The 24313-nt window shown below is 43.3% G+C and carries 27 protein-coding genes, 2 pseudogenes and 1 riboswitch; of the genes and pseudogenes, 16 read left to right on the forward strand and 13 right to left on the reverse strand.

The window, feature by feature from the left end:
- The first annotated feature begins 69 nt into the window (after positions 1-69).
- The 3 genes from M8332_RS06500 to M8332_RS06510 all read left to right on the forward strand — a co-directional run bounded on the left by M8332_RS06500 (position 70) and on the right by M8332_RS06510 (position 2047).
- Positions 70-1260 carry a thiolase family protein gene (locus M8332_RS06500; RefSeq protein WP_252780043.1) on the forward strand — a complete coding sequence of 397 codons (1191 nt, stop codon included), beginning with the start codon at positions 70-72 and terminating at the stop codon, positions 1258-1260.
- Between the two features lie 70 nt (positions 1261-1330).
- Positions 1331-1855: a GNAT family N-acetyltransferase gene (locus M8332_RS06505; protein WP_252749483.1), complete on the forward strand. Its 525-nt coding sequence runs from the start codon at positions 1331-1333 to the stop codon at positions 1853-1855.
- A 12-nt stretch (positions 1856-1867) separates the two neighbouring features.
- A complete protein-coding gene (locus M8332_RS06510; protein ID WP_252780044.1) occupies positions 1868-2047 on the forward strand; it encodes a hypothetical protein in 180 nt (59 codons plus the stop codon).
- A 105-nt stretch (positions 2048-2152) separates the two neighbouring features.
- Here the strand turns inward: M8332_RS06510 and M8332_RS06515 are convergent, their stop codons facing one another.
- From M8332_RS06515 to M8332_RS06525, 3 genes are read right to left on the reverse strand one after another with little or no spacing between them, the layout of a single operon-like run.
- On the reverse strand, positions 2153-2479 hold the full coding sequence (locus M8332_RS06515; protein WP_252780045.1) for an AzlD domain-containing protein: 327 nt from the start codon (positions 2477-2479) through the stop codon (positions 2153-2155).
- The gene (locus tag M8332_RS06520) at positions 2466-3173 is read right to left on the reverse strand and encodes an AzlC family ABC transporter permease (protein ID WP_252780046.1); all 708 of its coding nucleotides are present in this window, start codon (positions 3171-3173) and stop codon (positions 2466-2468) included. The genes M8332_RS06515 and M8332_RS06520 overlap by 14 nt, the downstream gene beginning before the upstream one ends.
- A gap of 3 nt (positions 3174-3176) precedes the next feature.
- Positions 3177-4622 (reverse strand): APC family permease, encoded by a 1446-nt coding sequence (locus tag M8332_RS06525; protein ID WP_252780047.1) that lies wholly within the window; start codon positions 4620-4622, stop codon positions 3177-3179.
- A 235-nt stretch (positions 4623-4857) separates the two neighbouring features.
- Between M8332_RS06525 and recA the strand changes: the two genes are divergently transcribed.
- Complete coding sequence (gene recA / locus M8332_RS06530) at positions 4858-5952, forward strand: recombinase RecA (RefSeq protein ID WP_252780048.1); 1095 nt, start codon at positions 4858-4860, stop codon at positions 5950-5952.
- Between the two features lie 50 nt (positions 5953-6002).
- Here the strand turns inward: recA and M8332_RS06535 are convergent, their stop codons facing one another.
- Positions 6003-6548: a biotin transporter BioY gene (locus M8332_RS06535; protein ID WP_252780049.1), complete on the reverse strand. Its 546-nt coding sequence runs from the start codon at positions 6546-6548 to the stop codon at positions 6003-6005.
- A gap of 169 nt (positions 6549-6717) precedes the next feature.
- A riboswitch (TPP riboswitch) is annotated at positions 6718-6811 on the forward strand.
- A gap of 55 nt (positions 6812-6866) precedes the next feature.
- On the opposite strand from M8332_RS06535, the gene M8332_RS06540 reads away from it, so the two are divergent.
- From M8332_RS06540 to M8332_RS06550, 3 genes are read left to right on the forward strand one after another with little or no spacing between them, the layout of a single operon-like run.
- Positions 6867-8270: an ABC transporter ATP-binding protein gene (locus M8332_RS06540; RefSeq protein ID WP_252780050.1), complete on the forward strand. Its 1404-nt coding sequence runs from the start codon at positions 6867-6869 to the stop codon at positions 8268-8270.
- Positions 8270-8926, forward strand: coding sequence for an energy-coupling factor transporter transmembrane component T family protein (locus tag M8332_RS06545; protein ID WP_252780051.1), 657 nt, complete (start codon positions 8270-8272; stop codon positions 8924-8926). The genes M8332_RS06540 and M8332_RS06545 overlap by 1 nt, the downstream gene beginning before the upstream one ends.
- 15 nt (positions 8927-8941) lie before the next feature.
- Positions 8942-9379, forward strand: a complete 438-nt coding sequence (locus tag M8332_RS06550) for a hypothetical protein (RefSeq protein ID WP_252780052.1) — start codon at positions 8942-8944, stop codon at positions 9377-9379.
- A gap of 60 nt (positions 9380-9439) precedes the next feature.
- Here the strand turns inward: M8332_RS06550 and M8332_RS06555 are convergent, their stop codons facing one another.
- Complete coding sequence (locus M8332_RS06555) at positions 9440-9820, reverse strand: PaaI family thioesterase (protein WP_435370792.1); 381 nt, start codon at positions 9818-9820, stop codon at positions 9440-9442.
- 53 nt (positions 9821-9873) lie between these two features.
- Here M8332_RS06555 and menB point away from each other — a divergent pair, with 53 nt between their 5' ends.
- Both menB and M8332_RS06565 read left to right on the forward strand, forming a co-directional pair.
- Positions 9874-10695 carry a 1,4-dihydroxy-2-naphthoyl-CoA synthase gene (gene menB / locus M8332_RS06560; protein ID WP_252780054.1) on the forward strand — a complete coding sequence of 274 codons (822 nt, stop codon included), beginning with the start codon at positions 9874-9876 and terminating at the stop codon, positions 10693-10695.
- Between the two features lie 14 nt (positions 10696-10709).
- Positions 10710-12158, forward strand: coding sequence for an o-succinylbenzoate--CoA ligase (locus M8332_RS06565; protein WP_252780056.1), 1449 nt, complete (start codon positions 10710-10712; stop codon positions 12156-12158).
- A gap of 56 nt (positions 12159-12214) precedes the next feature.
- Here M8332_RS06565 and M8332_RS06570 read toward each other — a convergent pair whose 3' ends face one another.
- The gene (locus M8332_RS06570) at positions 12215-12655 is read right to left on the reverse strand and encodes a GNAT family N-acetyltransferase (RefSeq protein ID WP_252780057.1); all 441 of its coding nucleotides are present in this window, start codon (positions 12653-12655) and stop codon (positions 12215-12217) included.
- Between the two features lie 153 nt (positions 12656-12808).
- On the opposite strand from M8332_RS06570, the gene M8332_RS06575 reads away from it, so the two are divergent.
- Complete coding sequence (locus M8332_RS06575) at positions 12809-13837, forward strand: zinc-binding alcohol dehydrogenase family protein (protein WP_252780059.1); 1029 nt, start codon at positions 12809-12811, stop codon at positions 13835-13837.
- A 50-nt stretch (positions 13838-13887) separates the two neighbouring features.
- On the opposite strand, the gene M8332_RS06580 is transcribed toward M8332_RS06575, so the two are convergent.
- The gene (locus M8332_RS06580; protein WP_252780060.1) at positions 13888-14673 is read right to left on the reverse strand and encodes an ABC transporter permease; all 786 of its coding nucleotides are present in this window, start codon (positions 14671-14673) and stop codon (positions 13888-13890) included.
- A gap of 11 nt (positions 14674-14684) precedes the next feature.
- The gene (locus M8332_RS06585) at positions 14685-15620 is read right to left on the reverse strand and encodes an ATP-binding cassette domain-containing protein (protein WP_252780061.1); all 936 of its coding nucleotides are present in this window, start codon (positions 15618-15620) and stop codon (positions 14685-14687) included.
- Positions 15621-15782: 162 nt separating this feature from the next.
- On the opposite strand from M8332_RS06585, the gene M8332_RS06590 reads away from it, so the two are divergent.
- From M8332_RS06590 to M8332_RS06600, 3 genes are all read left to right on the forward strand, one after another.
- A complete protein-coding gene (locus M8332_RS06590; protein ID WP_252780062.1) occupies positions 15783-16274 on the forward strand; it encodes a MarR family winged helix-turn-helix transcriptional regulator in 492 nt (163 codons plus the stop codon).
- A gap of 342 nt (positions 16275-16616) precedes the next feature.
- Entirely contained in the window at positions 16617-16892 is a 276-nt protein-coding gene (locus tag M8332_RS06595; RefSeq protein ID WP_252780063.1) for an AbrB/MazE/SpoVT family DNA-binding domain-containing protein, read from the forward strand.
- Positions 16885-17217 (forward strand): hypothetical protein, encoded by a 333-nt coding sequence (locus M8332_RS06600; protein ID WP_252780064.1) that lies wholly within the window; start codon positions 16885-16887, stop codon positions 17215-17217. The genes M8332_RS06595 and M8332_RS06600 overlap by 8 nt, the downstream gene beginning before the upstream one ends.
- Before the next feature lie 401 nt (positions 17218-17618).
- Here the strand turns inward: M8332_RS06600 and M8332_RS06605 are convergent, their stop codons facing one another.
- The 5 genes and pseudogenes from M8332_RS06605 to M8332_RS06625 form a co-directional block, all read right to left on the reverse strand.
- Positions 17619-18287: a Fic family protein gene (locus M8332_RS06605; protein WP_353937851.1), complete on the reverse strand. Its 669-nt coding sequence runs from the start codon at positions 18285-18287 to the stop codon at positions 17619-17621.
- 84 nt (positions 18288-18371) lie between these two features.
- A pseudogene (locus tag M8332_RS06610) lies at positions 18372-18966 on the reverse strand (recombinase family protein).
- Between the two features lie 172 nt (positions 18967-19138).
- Complete coding sequence (locus tag M8332_RS06615; protein ID WP_252780066.1) at positions 19139-20371, reverse strand: ABC transporter permease; 1233 nt, start codon at positions 20369-20371, stop codon at positions 19139-19141.
- Complete coding sequence (locus tag M8332_RS06620; RefSeq protein ID WP_252780067.1) at positions 20364-21269, reverse strand: ABC transporter ATP-binding protein; 906 nt, start codon at positions 21267-21269, stop codon at positions 20364-20366. Before M8332_RS06620 ends, M8332_RS06615 begins: the two co-directional genes overlap by 8 nt.
- Positions 21270-21962: 693 nt before the next feature.
- Positions 21963-22652: pseudogene (locus M8332_RS06625) on the reverse strand (ParA family protein); the annotation flags it as partial.
- 56 nt (positions 22653-22708) lie between these two features.
- On the opposite strand from M8332_RS06625, the gene M8332_RS07230 reads away from it, so the two are divergent.
- The 3 genes from M8332_RS07230 to M8332_RS06635 all read left to right on the forward strand — a co-directional run bounded on the left by M8332_RS07230 (position 22709) and on the right by M8332_RS06635 (position 24051).
- Positions 22709-22855 carry a hypothetical protein gene (locus tag M8332_RS07230; RefSeq protein WP_353937863.1) on the forward strand — a complete coding sequence of 49 codons (147 nt, stop codon included), beginning with the start codon at positions 22709-22711 and terminating at the stop codon, positions 22853-22855.
- Positions 22845-23147: a hydroxyethylthiazole kinase gene (locus M8332_RS06630; RefSeq protein WP_252780068.1), complete on the forward strand. Its 303-nt coding sequence runs from the start codon at positions 22845-22847 to the stop codon at positions 23145-23147. Before M8332_RS07230 ends, M8332_RS06630 begins: the two co-directional genes overlap by 11 nt.
- 385 nt (positions 23148-23532) lie before the next feature.
- Positions 23533-24051, forward strand: a complete 519-nt coding sequence (locus tag M8332_RS06635; protein WP_252780069.1) for an SA1002 family membrane protein — start codon at positions 23533-23535, stop codon at positions 24049-24051.
- Positions 24052-24313 lie beyond the last annotated feature (262 nt).

Raw genomic sequence — 24313 nt, forward strand, 5'->3', positions numbered from 1 at the left:
ATCATTATACTAACAAAACTGTTCTAGGTATAATATGAATAAACCTAATTAATGTAAAGGAGTGGCATTGTGAAAAAAATTGCCATCGTCAGCGCTAAGCGGACTCCCATCGGAAAAATCAACGGCCAACTGCAATCACTCACTGCGGTTGAGCTCGGAACCATTGTTACCAAAGCCATTTTACAAGATACGGGGCTTGACCCCGAGCAAGTCGATCAGGTCATCTTTGGCAACGTCATTCAAGCCGGCGCCGGGCAAAACGTTGCCAGACAGATTGAACTAAACAGCGGCGTACCCCAAACGAGTACTGCCTGTACCATCAACCAGGTATGTGGTTCGGGAATGAAAGCCGTCCGCATGGGGCAAACAGCCATCCAAGTTGGAGATTGTGAGGTCGCCATTGTCGGGGGGACCGAAAGCATGTCAAACGCTCCCTACTTAAACCGTCAGGTTCGCAGTGGGCACCAATTTGGGGGCTTTCAATTAGAGGATAGCATTGAAAGTGACGGCTTAAACGATGCCAACTCCCACCAACCGATGGGAACCACCGCGGAAGCGGTTGCCGAGCAATTCCATGTCTCGCGTGCCGAGCAAGATCAATTTGCCCTCCGTTCCCATCAACAAGCGGCTCAGGCCACCGCAGACGAGTCATTTAAAGCAGAAGTCGTTCCCATCACCATTCAAAAAAAGAAAGCGACCGTTACCATTACCACTGATGAAACGATTCGCCCCGACACGAGCCTCACGCAGTTGCAAAAACTACGGCCGGCTTTTGCTAGTGCCGGAACCGTTACTGCTGGAAATGCCGCTAGTCTAAACGACGGCGCGTCGGCCCTCTTGTTAATGTCTGTTGATAAGGCACAAGCCCTTGGCCTAACTCCACTGGCCATTCTGGATGACTATACAGAAGCCGGCTGTGATCCAGCAATCATGGGCTATGCCCCCTACTACGCCGTGCAGAAATTATTCCAAAAAACCGGCACAACTATCAACGACTTTGACCTGGTCGAGCTCAACGAGGCGTTTGCCTCCCAGAGTGTCGCCGTCGCCCGCGACTTAAACATTCCAGACGCCAAGCTCAACGTCACCGGAGGAGCAATTGCCCTCGGCCATCCCCTCGGTGACTCCGGTGCCCGCATTTTAACCACCTTAATCCACAACCTGCACCGCACCAAGCAACGCCAAGGACTCGCAACCCTGTGCATCGGGGGCGGAATGGCAATGGCCTACAGCCTCCACCTTCCGGAATCCGGGTCATAGTTGTCAAGCCCCGAGCAATTCTTTATAATGGAAAATCGTTAACCAAAAAATAGTAAGGGAGTGTTTAATTATGACTTGTATTTACGTTCGAAAGGCAACCGAAAAGGACTTACCCGCCATTAGTGACATCATTAACGCTGGAAGAGGCTTTTTAAAGGAGCAGGGCATCAATCAGTGGCAAGGCGCTTATCCAACTAATGATGACATCAAGCGGGACATTGACAACGGCATTGCCTACGTGATTGATGTAAATGGAGACGTGGCTGGTTCAGCAACGTTACACCTTGGCATTGACCCTGACTATTTGAAAATGGAAGAAGGCGAATGGAAAAACGGTTCCGAAGCTCATTATTCCGCCATTCACCGGGTCTCCGTTTCCCATAACTACCGAGGGCAAGGGCTCGCCTACAAGCTCATTAGCGGCATGCTTACCATTTCGGCCCTGCTAGGGTTTAAAGACGTCCGCATTGACACCCACCCTAAAAACGAAGGGATGCAACACATCATCTTGAACAGTGGCTTTACGAAACGAGGCGTCATCCAAACTAAGATGGAAGAAGACGACCGGTTTGCATACCAAATCGAACTAGATTAGGAGAAGACCACGATGGGAACCTCAGCAGTCATGTGGAAATTGATTATCATGGTCAGCACCGCGCTGATTGTTACTGCCAGCGCCCTCGGTTGGGTCGGGTTACACCAGCCGCGAACGCAGTTAGTTCGTCTGGCTAGTCTCAGCGTCATTTTGCTGTTGCTACTTCTCTGCTGGCTCATACTCGTTTTCTAAGCAAAGCTCTAAAATCAAGCGTGATTTTAAGGGCTTTTTTGTTTGCACTTAAAGGACCAAAAAGGGCGGCACCAAATTGGTGCCACCCTTTTTTACTAAGTAACTTCAGATTATCAACCGTAACACAGCCAGGGAAATAATACCGACCACGACAATCACTAAGAGGTTCTTACTGATGATTGCTGAAAACACCGTTGGGATCGAAGCTAGACAATTCAATTCGTTTAGGGTCGGTAAGTGCCCTAAGTGCTGGTGAAACAATCCCGTAAACCACAGGGCTGCCATGATTACTACCGGGACAAAACTCAAAAATTCAACCATGGCGAGTGGCAATTCAAATCGTTTTAAAAGGACAAACGGAATCACCCGATTCAACCAGGTCACTAGGCCACAACCTAAAATAACCAAGAACACAAACTCAAAAGAAGGCATGTTTGCACCACACCCCCAGTCCACAACCAACTAAGGTTACTATAATTAAGAGTAAATTACTGGGAATAAAGATCATTCCTACGTACGTTAAGCCGAGGGTAATGAAAATCATGAGGATCTGCAGTCGCCGATCCAAAGTTCGATCCGCCGCTACTTGTAAATACAGCAAGCCAATAAACATTGCTAAAAAGGCAAAATCGAGCCCCAACCGGTTCGGATTGGGAATTAAACTTCCCAGTCCGCCCCCGAGCCCGGAAGCGATGATCCAGGTCAAGTAAGCCACTACGTTCGCCGTATTTAACCATGGAAACGACAGTTGGCGGTTAGTGTAGTTTAACTTGTTCATGCTTAACGCAAAGGTTTCATCCGTCAGTAACGAACCGATGATGACGTTGCGCAGTAATGTTTCCTTTTTCATAACCGGCGCCACGGTCATCCCCATCAGTAACATCCGGGCTGAGAGGAGGAACACCGACAGGATAATGGCGGAAAATGAACTCCCTGCAAGTAACATGCTGACAATTACAAACTGGGCGGCGCCCGAATACGTAATGGCCGACATCAACACAATCATGATTACGTTTAGACCGGCCGCTTTGGCCACAACGCCAAACGCCAACCCGACGCCCACGTATCCAGATAACGTTGGCACCGTATCCTTAAAGCCCGCGGCGGCGCTAAGATCATTTTTCACGAATTACGAACCTCCCTGTGAAGCTTCGCCATCCGCTGTTTTGGAATGGCGAGCACCATAGAAAATGTAAATTACAACGCCGATGATAAACCATACTACCGTCAGTAACTTGGCATCATTGCTTAGTTCCCAAAAGATTAAAAACGAAACTAGCGCCGAAAGGGCCGGTAAGACGGGATACAGTGGCATCCGGAACTTTGGCACCGGTAAGTCGCGTCCCTCTCGTGGTCGGAGCGCGTAAATTCCGAGGGAAACGAACATAAAGGAAATTAAGGTTCCCGCCGAAACGAGGTTAGCAAGGAACGTAAACGGCAACATGGCCCCCACTAGGACCGCTGCAATCGTTACCACTAAGAGGGCGTTTGCCGGATTGTGCTTCCGGTTCACTTTCCCCAACTTCCGGGGCAGTAAGCCGTCCCGCCCAAAGGCATAGACCAAGCGGGAACTAGCTAGTTGCGTTCCAATTAGGGAGGCAAAGATTCCCACGATGGCAACCACCGAGAGGAGGTTGGCAGTCAAGAGGTGTCCCGTGTGCCGAAGTGCCCAGGCGGACGGTTCCGCATTGCCCGCGTAGGTACTGTACTTAAACATCCCCACTAGCACCAGTGAGACGCCCACAAAGAGTAAACTCCCAATGATTAGCGTCCCGATAATCCCCCGCGGCATGTTTTTGCCAGGATCCTTTGTTTCAGCTGTATTAGAGGCAATCACATCAAAGCCCCCATACGCCACAAAGACCTGGGCGGCGCCCGCTAAAATCCCAGTAAACCCACCAAAGGCAGTGCCGGGCCGGTGTGCTGGAATAAATGGATGGTAGTTAGCCGGATGGATAGCGGTCAAGCCGACCACGATAAACATGACCACCACGGCCACCTTTAGAATTACTAACACGTTCTCTAATTTATTCACTCCCGCGATTTTGCGACTTAACAGCAAACTCACGAGGATAATCGAAAGCGCGGCAAAGATGTCAAAAAAGCCCCCCGTTTTCGGGTTATACCCAGACGCTAGGTACGAAGGTAGGCGAAAGCCAAATTCACCTAAGAACCCCTGCACGTAGGCCGACCAACCGGACGCCACAAAGGTAATCGCTAAAAAGTACTCGGCTAACATTAACCAACCGGCGATCCAGCCGAACCCTTCGCCAAACAAAACGCTAATCCACGAAAACGCCGACCCAGCCACCGGTAAGGCAGCGGCAGTTTCCGCGTATGCCAAGGCCGCTAAGCCGGCCCCGATTGCACCTACTAAGAAGGAGAGCGCAACGGCCGGTCCAGCGTGCCCGGCAGCGACAATTCCCGGCAGGGTAAAGATCGCCGTCCCAACCACCATTCCGAGTCCGAGTCCCAATAAATCCTTCGTCGTCATATGGGGTTCTAGACGCGCATCCTGATCCAACAATCCTTGGGCGGATGCTTTTCGCGTCAGTCGTTCCCAAATCTTATTCATTCCATTAGCCTCCTTTTAATAATTGGCATGATTATTCGTTATTATAATGGTAAATTTTTTCCAAAGATACACATTTGGGGAAATAAGTTATAATTAACGGGATGATTCGGGACAATTTCTAACTAATGCAACGAAATATGACCATTTTTGGTTGGAATTTCGTAATTATTAGCGTAGAATAATCATTATTGAAGAACCAAACATACGTTCACACCAAACAGAAAGGGTGATTTGAATGGCTGCAAATTCAAAAAAGAGCGCACAAGATGCTCGTCAAGCTGAACTTGACAAAGCTTTAAAACAGATCAAAAAAGAATTCGGCACCGGAGCCATCATGCGGATGGGTGAAACGCCTAATTCTAACGTGGAGGCCATTTCCACAGGAATTCTCTCCCTGGATATTGCCCTAGGAATTGGTGGGTTCCCCCGTGGCCGGGTCGTGGAAATTTTTGGAGCTGAATCTTCTGGAAAGACCACCATTGCCCTGCAGACCGTGGCCGAATTGCAAAAAAACGGTGGAACTGCTGCCTACATTGATGCCGAAAATGCGATGGATCCAGAGTACGCTAAGGCCCTCGGGGTTGACATCGATGACTTATTACTATCCCAACCAGGAACCGGTGAAGAAGGACTGCAAATTGCAGATGCCCTGATTGGTTCGGGCGCCATTGACCTCGTGGTGGTGGACTCCGTGGCTGCGTTAGTCCCGAAATCCGAAATTGAAGGAGACATTGGTGATTCCCACGTGGGGCTCCAAGCCCGCTTAATGTCACAAGCCCTGCGGAAATTAACCGCTAACATCAACAAGACCAAGACCGTCGTGATTTTCATCAACCAACTCCGGGAAAAAGTCGGCGTTATGTTTGGAAATCCGGAAACCACGCCAGGTGGTCGAGCTCTGAAGTTCTACTCCAGTGTGCGCTTGCGGGTCAGCGGTAGCAAGCAATCCAAGGAAGGCCAAGAGGTCGTGGGAAAAGAAACCAAGATTAAAGTGGCTAAGAACAAGGTTGCGCCACCATTCAAAACCGTTGATACATTGATGAGTTTCGGACACGGAATCGAACCGGTTGCCGACATGGTGAACCTGGCCGTGGACAAGGATATCATTAACAAATCCGGCTCCTGGTATTCCTATGGAGAAGAACGCCTCGGTCAAGGATTGAACAAAACCGTGGCCAACCTCAAGGAAAAACCAGAACTTGTGGCTGAATTAACGCATAAAGTCCGAGTTGCCTATGGGATTGAAAAAGAATCAGACCAAGGGACTGATGCAGAGGCCACTCCGAGTGAAACCGAACCAACCCCAACTGAAACAGATTTAGACGTTTAACCACCATGCCAAACTAAAAGAGCCATCTCAAATGAGATGACTCTTTTAGTTTAGCGGAGCTGTGGCAGCCGGTGATGACGTTGTAATTGAGTTACAATCAGCGCCACTAAAACGGCCTTTAACCCGTCGCCCGGGATAAAAGCCAGGCTACTTATCGCCACCTGGTTCCAACTCAATCCGCTTTGCCACACGAGGTAGCTCGCGCCCACGCAGTTCATCAGCACCATCCCTCCCAGTAGATTGGCAAGCAAAAAACGACTGAAGTTGGGAATCCGCCGGAACCAGGTCACCAGTAAGCCAATCACATAGGCACACACCGGCCAGCTCAACAGATAGCCCGCCGTTGGTCCAGCGAAAACGCCGATCCCACCGCGAAAGCCCGCTAGTAATGGTAACCCAATTGCGACCAGCAGGAGGAACACCACTACACTCCAAAATCCTAACTTGCGACCCAATAACGAACCAGCTAGCATAATCCCAGCACTCTGAAAGGAGATGGGAACGGGGAAAAACGGGAGATTGATTAGTGGCACGCAGCCAAGACTCGCAATAATTGCCACCATCAAACCACAGTACGTTATTTCTTTAAGTTTCATCACTTACCATCCTTTACATGTCGTTTATCTCATTGTGCCAAACGTGCCCCAACTTGCCTACTTGATTCGCGCCAAGCCCGTTATTTAACCACTTAGCAGCAAACAATTCTGCTAAAATGTCACTTTTCCAGTTCTGTTAAACCCTTATAAATCTGGTATACTAAAATTAATTGAATAGCTGGGGTGCCAATTTACGGCTGAGATCATACCCGTTGAACCTGATCTAGGTAATGCTAGCGGAGGTAACCTGACACACAGTTGTCAAAAAAAATTCAACCGTCCCCATTCTTGGAGGACGGTTTTTTATTGGAGGAAGCTATGCAAGCAGCAGTCACACTGCAACATTTTAGTTTTAAATACCCAAACCAAACTGAACCCTTGTTTCACGACGTCCAGTTAACAATCCCCACCGGTCAATTTTGGCTGCTAAGGGGTCCGTCTGGGTGCGGTAAATCAACCCTGTTAAAATTAGTGGCTGGGTTAAGCAACCAGAAATATCAAGGAGAAATCGCCTTAAACCGGCACTCCCTCGCCCAATTACCGGCCACGGAGCGCTCTAAGTTGGTCAACTTGATGTTACAGGACCCCAACCAACAGTTTGTGATGCAGACGGTCGCAGGTGAGCTCCAGTTTGCTTTAGAAAATCAACAAACTGAGCCCGCCCAGATTCCGGAACGAATTCATGCTGCCCTGGCTTTTTGTCAGATTGAACATCTCGCCGACCGCCAGGTCCTCTCCCTTTCGGGGGGCGAAAAGCAAAAGGCCATTCTGGCCACGATGGTCGCGTTGGATTCAGCCATTTTCCTATTGGATGAGCCCTTTGCTAGCATCGATCCCCAATCCAAACGTGACATCTTGCAGCAACTCCGGCAGCTACAAACTGAACGTGGGAAAACCATCATTATTTCTGATCACGATTTAAACGGGTACCAAGACCTAGTAGACCACGTTGTGACCGTAGCACCAAAAACCCACGAACTTGAACTGCTGTCAGCGACTGCTCAAACCGAATTGTTTGCTCGGCGTCACCAGCCAATCCAACGGTTCACAATGCCAGCCACAGAAACCGGACTTTTCTGGCTCCAGGACTACCAAATTAGTTATGGCAATCCCGCGCTGCTATCGGTCGCAGACCTCCAAATTCCGGCCGGCTGCACGTTGCTAACGGGACCAAGCGGAAGTGGCAAGTCCACCCTGCTTCGCAGCCTCAGTAAGTTGCAGCAGTACACCGGTCAAATCACTCTCAACCAGTGCAACATTCAAAAAATCAAAAACAAACGCTACTACAACCAGTTAGGGCTGGTCTTTCAAGCGGCCCCCGATCAATTTTTACGGATCACCGTGGCCGAAGAATTAGAATTATCGCTGGCAACCAGTCAATGTTCCACGTGGAACAAAGAAACCGTCCAGCAGGCCTTAGCAAAGTTACAGCTAACTGGTCACGAGCAACAGAGCGTGTATACCCTCAGCGGGGGACAACAAAAAAAACTCCAAATTCTGGTGATGCTGATTCGGCATCCGCAAATTCTCCTGTTAGACGAACCCTTTGCTAGTCTGGATCAAGACTCCATTGCGACCGTGCAAACCTTGCTAAAACAACAATACCAAGGCCCGGATCACTTGTTGCTAGTCATCAGCCACCAGCGCTTTGCCACCCCGGGTTTTTATGACTATCACCTGCACCTTGCCAACCACACGTTTACCTACCAGGAGGCCGACTAATGAATCCCGCTATCAAATTATTCTTAATCATTCTAATTGCCTTTGAAATTTCACTAACCCCGAACTTAACCATCAATCTGACATTAATCATCGTTTGCCTCGGCTACCTAATTTGGAAACAAACCAGCCAGCTCAAATCGGTGGGGACGTTTAGTTTAATTGCTCTGTTACCCGCTCTCGGAATCTTCTTTTCCCAAGTTTATTATGGTGAAAACGGGCTCTACATGGGAGGCGTCCTTTTTACCCGGCTGTATGCCTACGTGTACCTCGGATTAAGTTTTTCACTAACAACCCCCATGTTGCGCCTGGGTCAAGCCCTAGAGCAAAACGCCCACGTGCCCTCCAAGTTTGTTTATGGCGTGCTCGCAGCCATCAACCTCGTGCCCCGCTTTCAACAGGAACTAAAGGTGATCCGGGCGAGCGGTAACATGCGTGGCCAAGTGTTACATCCGTGGGGACCCACGCTTTACTTCAAGGCGCTAGTGGTCGCCCTTGGCTGGTCCACTCACCTCGCCTGCGCCATGGAATCACAGGGCTTTGTAGAGGATCAACCCCGAACCTTTTTTAATCCGATCCGGATTACACACCGCGATTGGCTTGCTTTTATCGGAGCGCTGGTGCTCGTCCAACTGGTGCTTTTTCTCGCGCCGGCCTAGAAAAGGAGCAGCACGATGAGTGATAATGAAACGGCTACTAAGCTAATTCAGACTTATTTTCAGCAACATCACATCACCACCATGGCCATTAACAACTTAGCCCGCGCTTATCAGGGACAATACAGTCGGCTCCCAGACCAAGAAACTACCGCAACCTGGTTAACGGACCTGCTTCGTAAGCCCACCATCTGGCAACCAGCACTGGTCGTGATTGCAATGGTCAAGGCTGCTCCCACTTTTCCAAAGGTCCTAGCTAACGTTCCTACGGCAGAACTGTGGCAACCACAGTTGCTCCAGATTGCCAGTGTGAACGGGACGATTGGGATTTCTAACTACTTTGAAATCACGTGCAACCAGCGTGCGCTGTGCACCCGTTACTTACCCAATCCTGATCCATTGGCACTGGCATTCAGTGCGGCCCTTTCCGCTCAACTAGCCCAAGCGGATTCATAACCCGGGAATTAAATTTTCGTTACAGCGGCCGAACTCCACAGGGAATTTGCTAAAATAGAACTAATCGCTTGCTACCGACTGCTTAGTGAGCGTGACGGTACTCGTACTAACCAACTGGTCATCATGTTGAACGACCACCTGCCACACCTGGAGCCGGTGCCCCACTTGTAGTGGCGTTGCAACGGCCGTGATTTTACCGGTGCGCACCGCATGTAGATGATGCGTTTCAATGTTAACGCCCACAGCCACTTCAGCTGGTCCCAGCTGTTGACTGGCGCCCATGCTGGCCGCCGTTTCTGCCAACACACAGCTTATCCCACCGTGCATCAAACCATGGGGTTGCTGGTCCTGTTCGGTTACGTCCAGCGTTAACACGATCCGGTCGGAAGTCACTTGCTCCGTTTGAATGTGCAATAAGTCAATTAAATTCACGTGCTTCACCACTTTCGTTAATTTACTACCGTTTTATTCCATTATTACCATTGGAGGTTCGTATGACAACTACCTGGGAAACAATTTCAAATCACTACCAAGACATCTTGTTTGAACGACGCGACAAGGTGGCTAAAATCACGATTAACCGGCCCGAAAAACGAAACGCCTTTACGCCCCAAACCGTCAACGAACTGATTGACGCCTTTGCGCAATGCCGTGACGATGAAACCATCGGGGTCATCATTCTTACCGGCCAGGGCGACCTGGCCTTTTGTTCCGGTGGGGACCAGAGTGTCCGCGGGAACGGTGGTTACGTTGGCAGTGATCACATCCCCCGCTTAAACGTCCTCGACTTACAACATCTGATCCGGGTGATTCCGAAACCCGTGATCGCCATGGTTCGGGGCTGGTCCGTCGGTGGTGGGAACGTGCTCCAGCTGGTCTGTGATCTAACGATTGCCGCTGACAACGCCAAGTTTGCGCAATCTGGTCCCAAGGTCGGTAGTTTTGACGGGGGCTACGGTTCCGGTCTCCTCGCCGACACGATTGGCATCAAGCGGGCCAAAGAGGTTTGGTTCACGTGTAAAACCTATTCCGCTGATGAAGCCTTTCAAATGGGCTGGATTAACAAGGTTGTGCCGTTAGCCGACGTGGAAACAGAAACTCTCGACTGGTGTGACGTGCTCCTGCAACGCTCGCCGATGGCCCTTCGCTTGATCAAAGCCTCGATGAACGCCGCCACCGACGGCCTCGCTGGGATTCAGCAACTAGCCGGGGACTCCACTTTGCTCTACTACACCAGTGATGAAGCCAAAGAAGGGCGCGATGCCTTTTTAGAAAAGCGGAAACCTAACTTTGACCAATTCCCTAAATTCCCCTAGAAATCAGGCTTACCATGGATAATTGGCTCCAAAAACGGACGCAACTCACACCCCACCGCCTGGCGCTCTCTTTTCACGAGCAGCGCTGGACCTTTTTCGAACTCCAACGCCAGGTTAACGGTCTCTGTACCATCCTACGGCCCCAGTTGCCTCCCGCGGGACGAGTTGCCATTCTTGGGGATAACACGCCGGAGCTCTACTTTGGCATGCTGGCACTCCACCAACTTGGGCTCCCCATCGTCTGTTTAAACAAACACCTCACGACTCCTGAACTGCAGTATCAAATTACCGATGCCCAGGTGCAAACCGTCTTAACCACCCAGGAGTTTTTACCTCAATTAGAGGCGGTTACCACTGCCAAATCGCTCCATTTGATTGCGCTCGACCGGCTGAAGTGGACACCGCAAGCTGATTGGCCGGCCCAACCAACCGACCTTGATGCGTTAGCCAGCGTGATGTACACGTCAGGAACGACCGGCCAACCGAAGGGGGTCTGTCAGAGCTATCGTAACCACTGGACGAGTGCGATGGGGGCCGAGTTAAATCTTTCGGTTACACCGACCGATCAATGGATTTGTGCTGTCCCTTTATACCATATCAGTGGCCTTTCGATTGTAATGCGGAGCCTGTTGTACGGAATGCCAGTGCGCTTGTACGAACACTTTAATCCCCAGGCCATCACGCAGGATTTGGTGCACGGCCGAGGAACCATCATATCGGTCGTGCCCTACATGCTGAAAAAGTTGCTGGCCGAAAAGCAAGAATCATATAGTAGCGCCTTTAGTTACATGCTGTTAGGCGGTGGCGCAATTGATCAGGCTACGCTGGATCAATGTGAGCAAAAACACATCCCGGTGATTCAATCCTACGGGATGACGGAAACCGCTTCCCAAGTCGTAGCCCTGAACCCTGCCGATGCTCAGCGAAAAATTGGCTCGGTGGGAAAACCCCTCTTTCCAGTCAGTCTTAAGATTGCAAACGACGCACAACCCTACCAAGTTGGCGAAATCCTCCTCAAGGGCGATAACCTGACGCCCGGTTACTTGAATCAACCGCAACGAATGGCTGAGAAAACAACGGAATCTGGTTGGTTTCGCACGGGGGACCTTGGTTACATCGATGATGAAGGGTTTTTGTACGTCAAAAGTCGGCTAGCGGAACTGATCATCTCCGGGGGTGAAAACATTTATCCCCACGAAGTCGAACAAGTGTTAAATCAGCTGCCTGGCGTACAGGCAAGTGCGGTGGTCGGGAAAACCAATCCTATCTGGGGCGCCATCCCGGTGGCCTTTTTGGTAACTACACGGAATTGGCAGCTAACTGCGGTCCAGGATTTTCTGACCGGGAAACTCGCCAAATACAAGTTTCCCAAAGAACTGCATCTGGTTGATCATCTCCCGCACACTGCCAACGGCAAACTGAAACGTGGCGAATTGCTACAGTGGTTGAAAAAGAATGAATAATTAAAAGGACGCAAACTAACTATTAATCTAGTTAATTTACGTCCTTTTCTAATGAACTAACGCTCTCCCCGATACCTCATCCGCACATGCGGAACCTCAACTTCCAAAAACGGCGTACCATCAACCACAAATCCCTGGGTTTCGTAGTAACCAACTGCTTGCAGTTGGGCGTTAATCGTAATCGGTAAGCCAGCAAAGCGAGCATGACAGAATTCCAAAATGGCGGTCAGTAGTTCACGACCTTTCCCGGTGCCCCGCACCGCCGCACTTGTAAGTACCCGTCCAAAGGTCACGTGGTCTCCATCCCGAAATACTCGTGCATAGGCGATCACCTCACCGTCATCCGCTTTTTCAAACAGATGCCAAGCCGTTAAATCTTGGTCGTCCGGATCACAGTAATCAATTTTTTGTTCCTCCACAAAGACCTGTGACCGGGCCCGCAAAATTTGGTATACGGTAACTGAATCCAGTTCCTGAAGCTGCTGAACTTGAAACATTGGCAATCCCTTTCTGTTAGTTTTCGACTGAAATTGAAATTAGTTTACCATTTTGAGCGCCCCAAAGCTCAGAACTAATAAACTAAATTCCAGAACTTTGAAGGAAGCTGAGTTTATACTAGGGGTAAAATCAACCAACAAAGGAGACTAATTATGTCAGAACTCATGAATGCCATCGGCTACACCCACTCCCTGCCGATCGATGATCCAAACAGCCTCGTTGACTTTAAAACGGCCATGCCAACGCTTAATGACCATGATTTACTGGTCCAAGTTGAGGCGGTCTCGGTCAATCCCGTTGACATCTTTACCCGCAACGGTCAAACCACTGCTCTTGCTGAACCCAAAATCATCGGCTACGATGCGGTCGGAACGGTGGTTAAAACAGGAACCAACGTGGAATTATTCAATGTCGGTGACCGCGTCTTTTACGCCGGAGCTTACAACCGGCCTGGCAGCAATAGCGAGTACCAGGCTGTCGACGAACGAATCGTCGGTCATGCACCCCAACAGCTCACTCCTGCAGAAGCTGCGGCTATGCCCCTCACCAGTCTCACTGCCTGGGAATCATTATTTGAACAAATGAACATTGATCTACACAATCACGAAGCCAATGACAAACAATCGATTTTAATCATCAACGGAGCCGGGGGCGTCGGGTCCGTGGCCACCCAGTTAGCTCATTTAGCCGGATTACAGGTCATTACGACCGCTGGAACTACGCAAACCAAGGATTGGACGCTGAAGCACGGCGCCGATTATACGGTTGACTATCATCAAGACCTTGTAGAACAACTTCACCAGTTGGGCTTTGAAACGGTTAACTACGTCCTCGAGCTTCAAAATCTAGATTACTACTGGGACACCATTAGCCAGTTAATCGCTCCGCTTGGCACCATTGTTTCAACGACAGGAAGCGGGAAGAATCTCAACTTCCAACCGTTGAAACGCAAGATGGTCCGCTTTGGCTGGGAATGGATGTACGCCAAGTCGTGGTATCAGACTAAGAACCTGATTACCCAACACGAAATCCTCGACCAAGTTAGCGAACTTTTAGAGCAAGGCCAGTTACAGTCCACGTTGACTAAAACGTTCAGTCCTATCAATGCCGAAAACTTGCGGGCGGCCACTAAGTTAGTGGAGAGCCACCAGATGATGGGGAAAGTGGTCGTGAAAAATTAATTGAATCCTAAAATTAACAACAGCCTAGCTCTAAATGAGTTAAGCTTTTATTATTTATTATTTTTGTAATTATAAACAATTACTGTCAGTGGGGAACAGACCAATACGGTTAATACTCCTGCTCCTAAAACAATCCACGCATCACTAGGCCAAAAACCGTGATTAAGAATGGTCCGGGAAGCGCTAATCACATATGAAACGGGATTAATTTTGACTAAAAATCGCATGAAGCGTGGTAGTGTTTGAACCGGAACAAAGGCATTGGAAAGAAAAATCAAGAGCAACATTGTCATCAATGAGATACTTTCAACCATGGTTGCACTTTTAGCAATTAAGCCATATAGTGCAAAAATCCAACTAAGCGCCCACCCAAGGAAAACATCCAGTATGATCACTACAATTAACCACCCAAACCCAGACTGAGATCTCCACCCCATTAAATATCCCGTTACTATCGCCGCAACTGCCGCTAATACCAATCGGAAAATATCTGCTAATAATTGCCCTGCCAATGGTGCTAGTGGGGAAATTGGGAGTGACTTGAAACGCGTATAAATCCCTGTATGCATGTCATAACTAATTTGAGTCCCTGATCCTGATGCTGCGGAAAGTAACGCTTGCATTAAAATTCCTGGAACAATAATTGGCAGGTAGTTGTTAACATTCCCTGCAATTGCTCCCCCAAATAAATAACCAAACAGCACCATAAATAATACTGGTTGAACAACAACATCTAACAAAGAATCGGGATTGTGAAAAGTTTTCAATAGATTTCTGTAAGTCATCGTAATAACGTTCGAAACAAATTTAGTTGGTTGCTTTTGCATTAAATTCATCGGAGTCCCTCCTAGTTTTTCCCAACTGTCAACGCAAAAAAGACATCATCTAATGACGGATATTGAACGTCAATTTTGGTAACTTCCAGTTGCTTTTCTGCTAATTGATTTAAAATTTGAGCAACGTCACCTACTTTTTCTAACGCAATCGTAATGGTTTGCTTGGCTGGTGATTTAACCAGACTAACCGCGGGCGCAAGCAATTGTTTGGCCACCACTGCTTGCGTCTGCTCTTTAAACGTTAACACCAAATTAAGTCCCCCGACTTGCTCTTTTAGCTTGTCCGGTGTTCCTAACGCCACCAATTTACCATGATCGATGAGTGCCACCCAATCAGCCAATTGGTCTGCTTCCTCTAGGTATTGAGTGGTTAAGAGAATGGTCGAGCCGGCATCAACTAAGTTTCGAATTGTTGCCCACATTTGTGCTCTAGTACGAGGATCTAGTCCCGTAGTGGGTTCATCTAAAAAAATTAACTGCGGACGGTCAATTAAACTGATTGCCAAATCTAATCTTCGTCTCATTCCTCCAGAAAAATTGTTCAATGTTTTCTTCGCAGAATCAACTAGGTCAAATTCTTTAAGTAGCTCATTCGTTCTAACCTTAGCGGCACTCCGAGAAAGGCCATTTAACCGGCTAAAAATCATTAAGTTTTCATAAGCCGAAAGATCTTCGTCTAAAGACGTTGATTGGATAGTTAATCCAAACAACGATCTAACTTCCATAGCATTAGTCTCTACATCATGTCCAAATATTTTTATCGAACCATTCGTTGGCTTTAAAAGAGTCGTTAACATTTTTATGATGGTCGTTTTCCCAGCGCCATTGGGACCTAATAAGGCAAAGATTTCTCCCCGATGAATATTAAAAGAGATTTGATCTACAACCTTGTGACCTTTAAAGGACTTGGTTAGTTTCTCAACTGCTACTGCATTTTCATTTTCCATTAGATAATCCTTCTTTATATTTTTTCGTCTGGGGCCCTGACAAATAAAAATAATAAGGGGTCATGATTAAAAAGTCAACTAATTAATCTAGGCCCCTTATGATTTTATTGGAATAGCATCACTGCTATAATTAACAAAGCACAACTAGGAGGATAGATTAACTTGGATAAACTAATCAAAAAACAACAACTAGCAGCCAAATTATTTGAATTTACGGTGCTCCAGGATTTAGATAACGAACAATCCGAACGCCATTTGCCGGCTTTTAAGGGCCAAAATAAAATTTTAGTGGCACTAAGTGAAGAAGAAAATATTTCCCAAAAAGACCTGGCTGATCGCCTCGGAATTAGCGTACAATCAGTTGCCGAATTTGTGGCTAAACTGCTGAAAAAGGGCTATATTACCAAGAAAAAAGCTCCTCAAGACGGCCGGATTCAGCTAGTTAAATTAACCGACAAAGGCCGAAAGGAAGCGGAAAAAAGCCGATTTTACATCCCCCCCTATCTCGACGATTTAAGTGCTTCTGAACAAGAGCAATTGTTGCAAATTATCGATAAACTGAATCTTAGAATTAAAAATAATTTACGCGTCAGTGGGCTTAAGAACATTGGAACGAAACTACGCCTGAATAATTTAGATAAAAAAATAAAATAATTTCTCCATACCAAAAATAGCTTAAAAGTTCCTTTCTTGTTAAACTTGAAACCAACCATCAGTAAGAAAGGATCCTTAAATTAGGAAAATACTAAAAAGCGTCAGTTGGCCAATCGTCCAAGTAATTGCAACCTTAGTTTCAATCTGACTTGATATTACTGGAGCTAAGCGACCTACGAACTACATTAAATTTTTCTTTTGCTTTAAAACAGGTGAAAATCTACTCTCGAAAACTTTCACTACATCAAAACTGGCATTGAACGTGATTAATTGCACCAATTGTTTTTATTTTTTTGTTATACTGTTTTAAGTAAAACGTTTTACCTACAAAAGGAGTTCGTGATGACAATTAAATCAAGTACCATTTCAAAAAAAGGACAAGTGGTTATCCCTGCTGATTTGAGAAAAGAATTAGGATTAAATGCTGGGGATAAAGTTAATTTTGTTAAACGTGATGGAGTTGTGATGGTGGAAAAGGCCTCATCTGCTGATGTTTGGAATAGTGTTTTAGATAAAATGACCGTTAAGCGTAATCGTGTAACAGAGGACGAAAAGGCAATTTTGGTTGATCCAAAGCATGATGATCCAGATTTTGTAGATTGGGCTTTACATGGATAATACTTTTAATTTATACATTGCTTTTGTTCAATTTACTGATAAGCATGCTGGAAAAACTAGACCCATTTTGATAGTTAGAAGAAGTGGAAATGACTTTAATTATTTCCCAATTACTAGTCAATATGAGCGGAAAAGTTTACGAATAAAACAAAAGTATTATCGAATCATTGATTGGAAACAAGCGGGCTTAAATAAGCAATCATATGTTGATACTAATAATCTGTTTAGTGTTCCAGCTTATTTGATTGAAAGTAAGTCACCAATTGGAAATTTAAGTGATAATGATCGAGAATCCTTGTTACTATTTTTGCAGCAAAAAGAATAAGTTTTAGTTTGGTAAATTCAAAAGAATTTTAATTGGAGATTTTAAATGATTAAAGATTAACTTGGATAATTTATATTTGTTAAACATATGAAATAAACTAAATACGAAGACGTTGTCGTATTTAGTAAAACAATTTAATCAATGGTTTCTTTCTCTGTTTGATAACATAACACTTAATTAACACTAGATGAACACGTTTTTAGCTAAAATTTTACCAATGATTCACCGTAAATGAATAAAAGAAGGATAAAAAAATCCAGGACTATTTATTGTTAGATAGTCCTGGATTTTCTTATTTTATAGCAATTAATTTTAGGATAATCTCAAATAATTTATTGGTTATTACTTCAAATATCTTTTTGCGGGGTAGTTTGCTGATTTAACGTTTTATTTTTTCTTATTTAAAATCCTTGCACTCCATGATTATAAGTCCATTTTTTTAATTTGTTTATCTTGCCAGTTAGATAATAATTACTGATGAGCGTAGTCCATTTACCCCATTTGGTTAATGGAACATTAATTAAACCGGCTCCCCCATCAATCATGATTTTGTTAGCTGCTAAAACTGCAGACCGCTTATTTCCGTCCCAAAAAATTTGATTTCGCATGTTGTGGTACATAATCGTGAGCGCCCGATCAGTAGTACTTAAGCTAGTATCTTGTAAAGTTTTATTTAAAAAAACCTGTTCTTGCTTTTCATTAACTAGCGGAGGTTCGAATGACTTTCCTAAGCCTAAATCAACATTCCCAGCTCCCGATCGAAAACTACCCGGATCCAGTGAATCTTCAGCGGCCACAATACGATTAATTTCTTTTTCGACCTGTAAATCTAGGGGATGACTTAAATTAGTAATATATTGCCAGCCCCGTTTTAAATTAACAATCGTTAAAATATCTGCAACCGGGACGCCCTGGACACTCATACCATCAATGATCATTTTGGTTTGCGTTAACGTCGTTTTGACTCCTTCAAAACGAGAAATAGTGTGTACTAGCTGGATCAAGGTGTCCTGGGCGTAACGTCTGTTTTCTGCTAGATTAAATTCATATTTATCGGGTAAATTTGCCAAGCTGGCCACCTCGTGTTTCTTAAAGATAACGCGCTGAATATTAATTTGTTAACCCAATAAAATAGTTATGCGGATCTGACTAGGTTAAATGATTCCTTTAGCTTCAAATTTTTTCCGTTTATTGTAGACAGTTTTCCGACTGACTCCTAATTTTCTAGCAATTTGACTGTTCCCTAAACCAGCATTAAACATGTTGATCATACCTTGAGCAATTAATCGACCCTGTGGGTCCTTTGAATTGAGTGAGTATTTATTATCCCTGCCTCGATATGAGCCATTTTGTTTTGCAAGCTCAATTCCTTGTCGCTGCCGTTCTTTGATTTTTTGGCGTTCTGCTTCTGCCTGGTATTTATAAATTTCAATGATGAGGTTATTTAAAAGTGCTTTTAGATTTGGATCCGTTACCCCCTCAAACGATGGTAATGATAATGGCCTGCTTTTCTCTAATCTGATTCATAACGCTCATAATATCCTGGTTATTTCTCCCTAATCGATCCAAAGCCACGACTTCATCGCCAACATGAATTATTTGCAAAAGCTTTTGCAATTCGGGGCGCTCTAAATTCTTTCCGGATCTTTTCTCCTGGTAAATTTGTTCGCAGCCAGCTTCTTTTAAAGCCTTAAGTTATCGGTCCAAATTTTGACTAACTGAGCTTACTCTTGCATAGCCAAATTTCATAGCGGAAGCCCCTTACCCCAAAATTAAAATACACAGTATAATTAACCATTGATTTTATCATACCCAAAACCCACCAAAACGTACATAAAATATAGCGTTGCAAGGTAAAGAAAAAGTGTACTCTAATTTGGGTAATTAGGGTACACTCCAAAAATACAAAAATCAAATTTTATTACTTGCCAGTCGCTAATCTTAACATGTTTTTGAGTGGCTTGTCTTTAGAGTAATTAAAGACATTCTTTGAGTACACTTTAGAAGTAATCAGATACATTATTATTACTGCAATTATATTGACAAAAAGCGATATCCAACCTGAGGAATAACCAGTAGCAAATTTAGATAGTCTGATAGGCATGATACTATGAGAAATAAAAGGAATAAATGATAGTGAAACAGAGATGGTATTGTTAGGAGTTTCCTGGGTTAAAAAACTAATAAAATATGGAACTAGCATGCAAGAACTAACAATACTCGTTGCTTGTGAGATATCTTCATTTCTTGATACAAAAGATGCAACTAAGGCGGCAAATAGTACATATAACATGATTGCTGTAATCATTAATAATACTGTAATTATGGCGTATTGAGCTGTGATTCCTCTGAAAATAGATAAATCAAGCCATTTTTGCTTGCCGATTATCCTCAAAAAGATTTTAGCAATCCCAAATAACATTGCATAGATAAAGATTTGAAATATCATTAAATAGCTAATTCCTAACATTTTTCCGGAAAAATGATCTTTAGGTGGGATTGATGCGATTACGCTCTCTAAAACATGGTCACCTTTTTCTTTACCAATTTCTGTCCCAGTTATACTGATATAACTAGTTAAGAGGAAAAACATTAAAATTACTACTGCTTCACTAAATAATTCTGTTCCAGTATAGCCATTATAAACAGGTTTTTCTCTTTTTGTACCCGAGTTATAGTCTACTTGTTTAATTTTGGTGTTCCCAAAAAGATTATTTAGATCATTCCTACTTAAATTCAAATTACTTGCCGTGATCATTGCCCTTGCTGAATTGATATCATTTTGAATATCAGGCAGTGGATTTTTTTTGTCGGATAAATTGTTATAAATATATTTTGTACTTTTAAAATCCTTACCTATATACAAGACCCCATCCAACGGTCCATCAATCATAAGTCTTTTACCCTCTTTAACTGTTTGTACATGCTGTTTGATGGCATATGATCTATTTTCATTCATAATTGTTTTCTTGATTGAATCGGGAGCAATAACTGCTATTTCTGGCTTATTTGTTTTACTCTGATTATTAACATATTGGTTAAATAAAATTGCACCGATTGCTAAAATAATTGGTGCAATAATCATCCAGTAATAAGTAGGTTTTAAAATTCGAGTTAAAAAAACATTTTTAGCAACAACTAGGATTTTATGCATTCTTACCTTCCTTTTTTGTAATTTTCATTTTAAAAATTTCATCCATACTAGGATTAAATAATCGGTATCCGCTTAATTCATATTTATTTTTTAAATTAACCAGAGCATTAAACGCTGCTTCCTTACTGGTAAAAGTTAAATGATATCCAGAGTAGTCTTTTGCTATTTTTACTAAATTAGGCAAGTCTATTAGATCATCTTTCTTGAACGGGCCCTCAATGTATAGATTAGTTTTTCCAAATTTATCCTTAATTTTAATTAAGTCATCATTTAAAATTGTTTTACCATTATTTAAAAGCAGGAGCTTATTTGATAACTGTTCAACATTCCTCATATCATGTGAAGAAAAAATGATAGCTGTCCCGTTTTCTTGTAATTCCTTCACTGCTGATATTAAGATTTCTATATTAATGGGATCTAATCCAGAGAAAGGTTCATCTAAAATTAAAAGTTTAGGTTGATGAATAAAAGCAGCCATTAATTGGATTTTCTGTTGATTTCCTTTTGATAAAGCTTTTATTTTGTAATTAATGAAACCTTTAACCTCTAACCTTCTCATCCAATAATCAAGCCCTTTAAGTGCTTTATCTTTATCATAGTCATGAAGTTCAGCAAAATATAATACTTGCTGCTTAACAGACATATCCAGATATAAACCACGTTCTTCCGGCATGTAGCCGATTTGATCTAAATCATTTTTAGATAATTTATGATTATCTAAATAGATTGATCCCGAGTCGGGTTCTATGAAATTTAAAATCAACTTAAAGGTTGTGGATTTACCAGCTCCATTTTTACCAATTAAACCTAGTATTTCGCCTGAATATAAGTTTAAGGATAAGTTGTCTAAAGCCACTGTATCATTAAACCTTTTAGTTACATTATTTATATTTAACAATTAGTCGTCCTCCTTATGCAGTATAATTATACAAAAAAATGTAGAGTTGACTTTTTATATTAAAATAAAGATAATTAAATACATAGAATACAACGTTGATTCTAAAATTATATAGTATTAGAGTGATATTTACATGCCAGTAGTAGTAGTTGTTGTTGTTGCAGGCGTAACCATTTGGGTTACACGAAAGAAAGTTAGTTAATAACTAAAAAGGGATTAGCTTAATTTAAGCTAATCCCTTTTTTTGAATAAATTTGATGTTACAGTTTATTTTATTATGTAACATTGTTTTTTGTGTAAAATAAAAATAGACGGGGTAATAAATTAAGCTAAAGATTCATCTATTTTTACTTATAGACCATTTTTTTCACACATCTGATTGAATGTGTCTTGCTATCTATCTGATAAATTTTTGGATACGTAATCATTTATTACATTATTAATCATATCATTGAAGTTAGTCTTTGATTGTAAATCGTTTTTGGGCGAAATGAAAAAAGACAATAATTTTACTTTTTGTAAGGTTCTTTTATCAATTCTTTAAGTAGTAGGATTAGATTTTTTTCTTTTTTATTTTGTGAAAAATCAAAATCCTTATTCCCGTCAATGTTTACTTCTTTTTTTGAAAATTATTTTTATTATGGTTCAGTAGGGGGGTTAATAGTATTTTTTGGCAAATTTATAACTTCCCAATCATTCAAATTGTTTTTGTCTGTTGTCTAATTCTGTAAGAACCTTATTGAATAAATTGTGGGCTTTTAAATCCCATTAATCTGGGGATCCGTTATTATTTTGTTTCATAGAAATAACCTCATCAACTCTTCCACCTGGTTTGATAATCCAAGGAAGTATTCCTAGAACATCAATTTGTATATTGTAATTATCAATAAGATATTGCATGTAATCAATGTATGTTTTTACACCTTCTAAACTTAGTTCCTGCGTTTGTAGAATTACAATGCAATAATTTGTCGCTGCCATTGCATTATCACTAAAATCACTAATTGTTGGGGGGACATATATTTATTGAATCATATTTATTTTTTAGAGTTTTTAATAAATTACTTAAGTAATTTATTTGTTTTTTCATTTCCCGTGAATTTATTTATTAAAATTTTAAGTAAATTTTTAAATTGAGTGTTCAGCAATTAAATCTAAATTAGATATTATTGGAGTTACTTCATTTTCTAAATTTCCACTCATAAATCCATTAGTAATGTTTTATGTATTTTATTTATATTTAAGGTCTTAGCTAGTACGCTTAATGCATCCCCCTGTGGATCTAAATCTATAACTAATGTTTTTCCTTTTCGTTGCAGATTCATAAGATAACATTGTTGCAGTTTTTGTCTTACCAACCCCACCCTTAAAGTTACCTACAACTTGGCGTTGCCGGCCTCCAAACCATTCAAGCTCATACTACCTTACCCATCGTTGCCATCGGTGGGATTAATGAAAAAAATGTCACTAATTTGCAAAAACTTCCATCCGTTGGAGTTGCAGTTATTTCGGCAATTACAACCAGTCAGCACTTGCCGATGACCATCCAAACATTACAAACGAAGGGAGTGCATCATGAAAACTAATTTATTGCAGGCCATTCAGACTAACCAACCAATTATTCTTAACGTCGCCAATCAAGTTACCCCGCAACGGGTCGCAGATGCAATTAACTACCTTGGTGCTTCACCAATGATGGTGGCAGACCCACTCGAGGCAGCTGATTTAACTAACCTAGCAACTGCCGTCGTTTTAAATCTGGGATCAACTAATCCACAATCTCAAGCAATGATGCTTAACGCCGGAAAAACCGCTAATGAATTAAACCGTCCCGTTATTTTTGATCCCGTTGCCGTCGGAGCAACTTCGCTACGTTAGCGGGAATTAGCGATGCAAAACAATGTTGATAAGCCCTACTCATTCTTAGTAGAAACCTATAACCAATTGGCCACCTTGAATGATCAAACTTTCTACCAAAAATTAAACCTAAAGCAGCTTTAAAGTAAATCGTCAACTTTACACAACCCCCCCAAAAGCTTATTTTGAACACTATGGGGGTTTTCTTCTGAATTTACTTATTTCCGGTTATGCAAGCATTAACAATAACTAACTATGATTTAAGCATCGCTTCTGTGCTTTCATTAGCTTCTTATCATGAGCTTTAATTAAAGGGAGTTTTGTTTCATTAATTTCACCAATCGTATTCCCTTCGTCATTCAGGTCCTCTATCATTAGAGAGTAACTTACGTTTAGGGAGATCACTATGATAATTAGCATCATTATTTTAATTAGCTTATTACTAGCCATCGGGTTTATTGCCGGTCGCTCGCAAGACAAATTTTTATTTTTAAAGTCCGGTGTTTACTTCTTTTTGATGGAAATCACGTCCAGCATCGCACTCCTAATCTCTGTCAGTGGTGTCTATTTTCTCATGGTCAAACTGTTGCACTACCACATTCGAATTCTCACTTTCTGTCTCGCCGCCACGTTTATCGGTGGGATTCTCAACTTTTATGTCATCCGCTGGTTAAAATTCTTTAAAAACTCTAACAGCTTGTTGGTTATGCAAGTTGAGTATTACATCCAATGGACTACCATTGCCCTGACCCTCTATCAATTTTTAACGGGCTCTCGTGCCAATTTAAAGGTCTTTGCCAAGGCAGGGATTTCCGCCGAAAATTTAGATATCAACACCCTTAATCTAATGGTTTTACCCCTGCTGTTGGTCAGCTGGATCTCAATCGCCATGATTAAGATTTATTTAACGGATCGGGGCCACTAGTTGCCAAGCCAGCCAACAAACCAAGTTCCTCTGCATCTAAAGAGCAAGCTTCTCAAGCTACCGCTTCAAACTCCCAGGCTAGCCCATCATCTAACCAACCTACCCCTGCTAGCGCTGCCAGTAAAAATCAGGCGCCTGCAAATCAGGACGGTGGCAATTCTACCCAAACTAGTGCCAATCAGTCGTCCGATCCGCAGTCACTAAAAGACCAGACCAACGGGAGCGATACCGTTGTTACTACCCCAGAGGCAGCCATTAATCC

The sequence above is a fragment of the Fructilactobacillus ixorae genome (genome assembly GCF_024029915.1).
Taxonomy (GTDB): domain Bacteria; phylum Bacillota; class Bacilli; order Lactobacillales; family Lactobacillaceae; genus Fructilactobacillus; species Fructilactobacillus ixorae.

Excerpts from the sequence above, each read along its gene's own strand:
- M8332_RS06505 (WP_252749483.1), top strand. The coding sequence starts at position 1,331 with ATGACTTGTATTTACGTTCGAAAGGCAACCGAAAAGGACTTACCCGCC.
- M8332_RS06510 (WP_252780044.1), top strand. The coding sequence starts at position 1,868 with ATGGGAACCTCAGCAGTCATGTGGAAATTGATTATCATGGTCAGCACC.
- M8332_RS06515 (WP_252780045.1), bottom strand. The coding sequence starts at position 2,479 with ATGCCTTCTTTTGAGTTTGTGTTCTTGGTTATTTTAGGTTGTGGCCTA.
- M8332_RS06525 (WP_252780047.1), bottom strand. The coding sequence starts at position 4,622 with ATGAATAAGATTTGGGAACGACTGACGCGAAAAGCATCCGCCCAAGGA.
- recA (WP_252780048.1), top strand. The coding sequence starts at position 4,858 with ATGGCTGCAAATTCAAAAAAGAGCGCACAAGATGCTCGTCAAGCTGAA.
- M8332_RS06535 (WP_252780049.1), bottom strand. The coding sequence starts at position 6,548 with ATGAAACTTAAAGAAATAACGTACTGTGGTTTGATGGTGGCAATTATT.
- M8332_RS06540 (WP_252780050.1), top strand. The coding sequence starts at position 6,867 with ATGCAAGCAGCAGTCACACTGCAACATTTTAGTTTTAAATACCCAAAC.
- M8332_RS06545 (WP_252780051.1), top strand. The coding sequence starts at position 8,270 with ATGAATCCCGCTATCAAATTATTCTTAATCATTCTAATTGCCTTTGAA.
- M8332_RS06550 (WP_252780052.1), top strand. The coding sequence starts at position 8,942 with ATGAGTGATAATGAAACGGCTACTAAGCTAATTCAGACTTATTTTCAG.
- menB (WP_252780054.1), top strand. The coding sequence starts at position 9,874 with ATGACAACTACCTGGGAAACAATTTCAAATCACTACCAAGACATCTTG.
- M8332_RS06565 (WP_252780056.1), top strand. The coding sequence starts at position 10,710 with ATGGATAATTGGCTCCAAAAACGGACGCAACTCACACCCCACCGCCTG.
- M8332_RS06570 (WP_252780057.1), bottom strand. The coding sequence starts at position 12,655 with ATGTTTCAAGTTCAGCAGCTTCAGGAACTGGATTCAGTTACCGTATAC.
- M8332_RS06575 (WP_252780059.1), top strand. The coding sequence starts at position 12,809 with ATGTCAGAACTCATGAATGCCATCGGCTACACCCACTCCCTGCCGATC.
- M8332_RS06580 (WP_252780060.1), bottom strand. The coding sequence starts at position 14,673 with ATGAATTTAATGCAAAAGCAACCAACTAAATTTGTTTCGAACGTTATT.
- M8332_RS06585 (WP_252780061.1), bottom strand. The coding sequence starts at position 15,620 with ATGGAAAATGAAAATGCAGTAGCAGTTGAGAAACTAACCAAGTCCTTT.
- M8332_RS06595 (WP_252780063.1), top strand. The coding sequence starts at position 16,617 with ATGACAATTAAATCAAGTACCATTTCAAAAAAAGGACAAGTGGTTATC.
- M8332_RS06600 (WP_252780064.1), top strand. The coding sequence starts at position 16,885 with ATGGATAATACTTTTAATTTATACATTGCTTTTGTTCAATTTACTGAT.
- M8332_RS06615 (WP_252780066.1), bottom strand. The coding sequence starts at position 20,371 with ATGCATAAAATCCTAGTTGTTGCTAAAAATGTTTTTTTAACTCGAATT.
- M8332_RS06630 (WP_252780068.1), top strand. The coding sequence starts at position 22,845 with ATGAAAACTAATTTATTGCAGGCCATTCAGACTAACCAACCAATTATT.
- M8332_RS06635 (WP_252780069.1), top strand. The coding sequence starts at position 23,533 with ATGATAATTAGCATCATTATTTTAATTAGCTTATTACTAGCCATCGGG.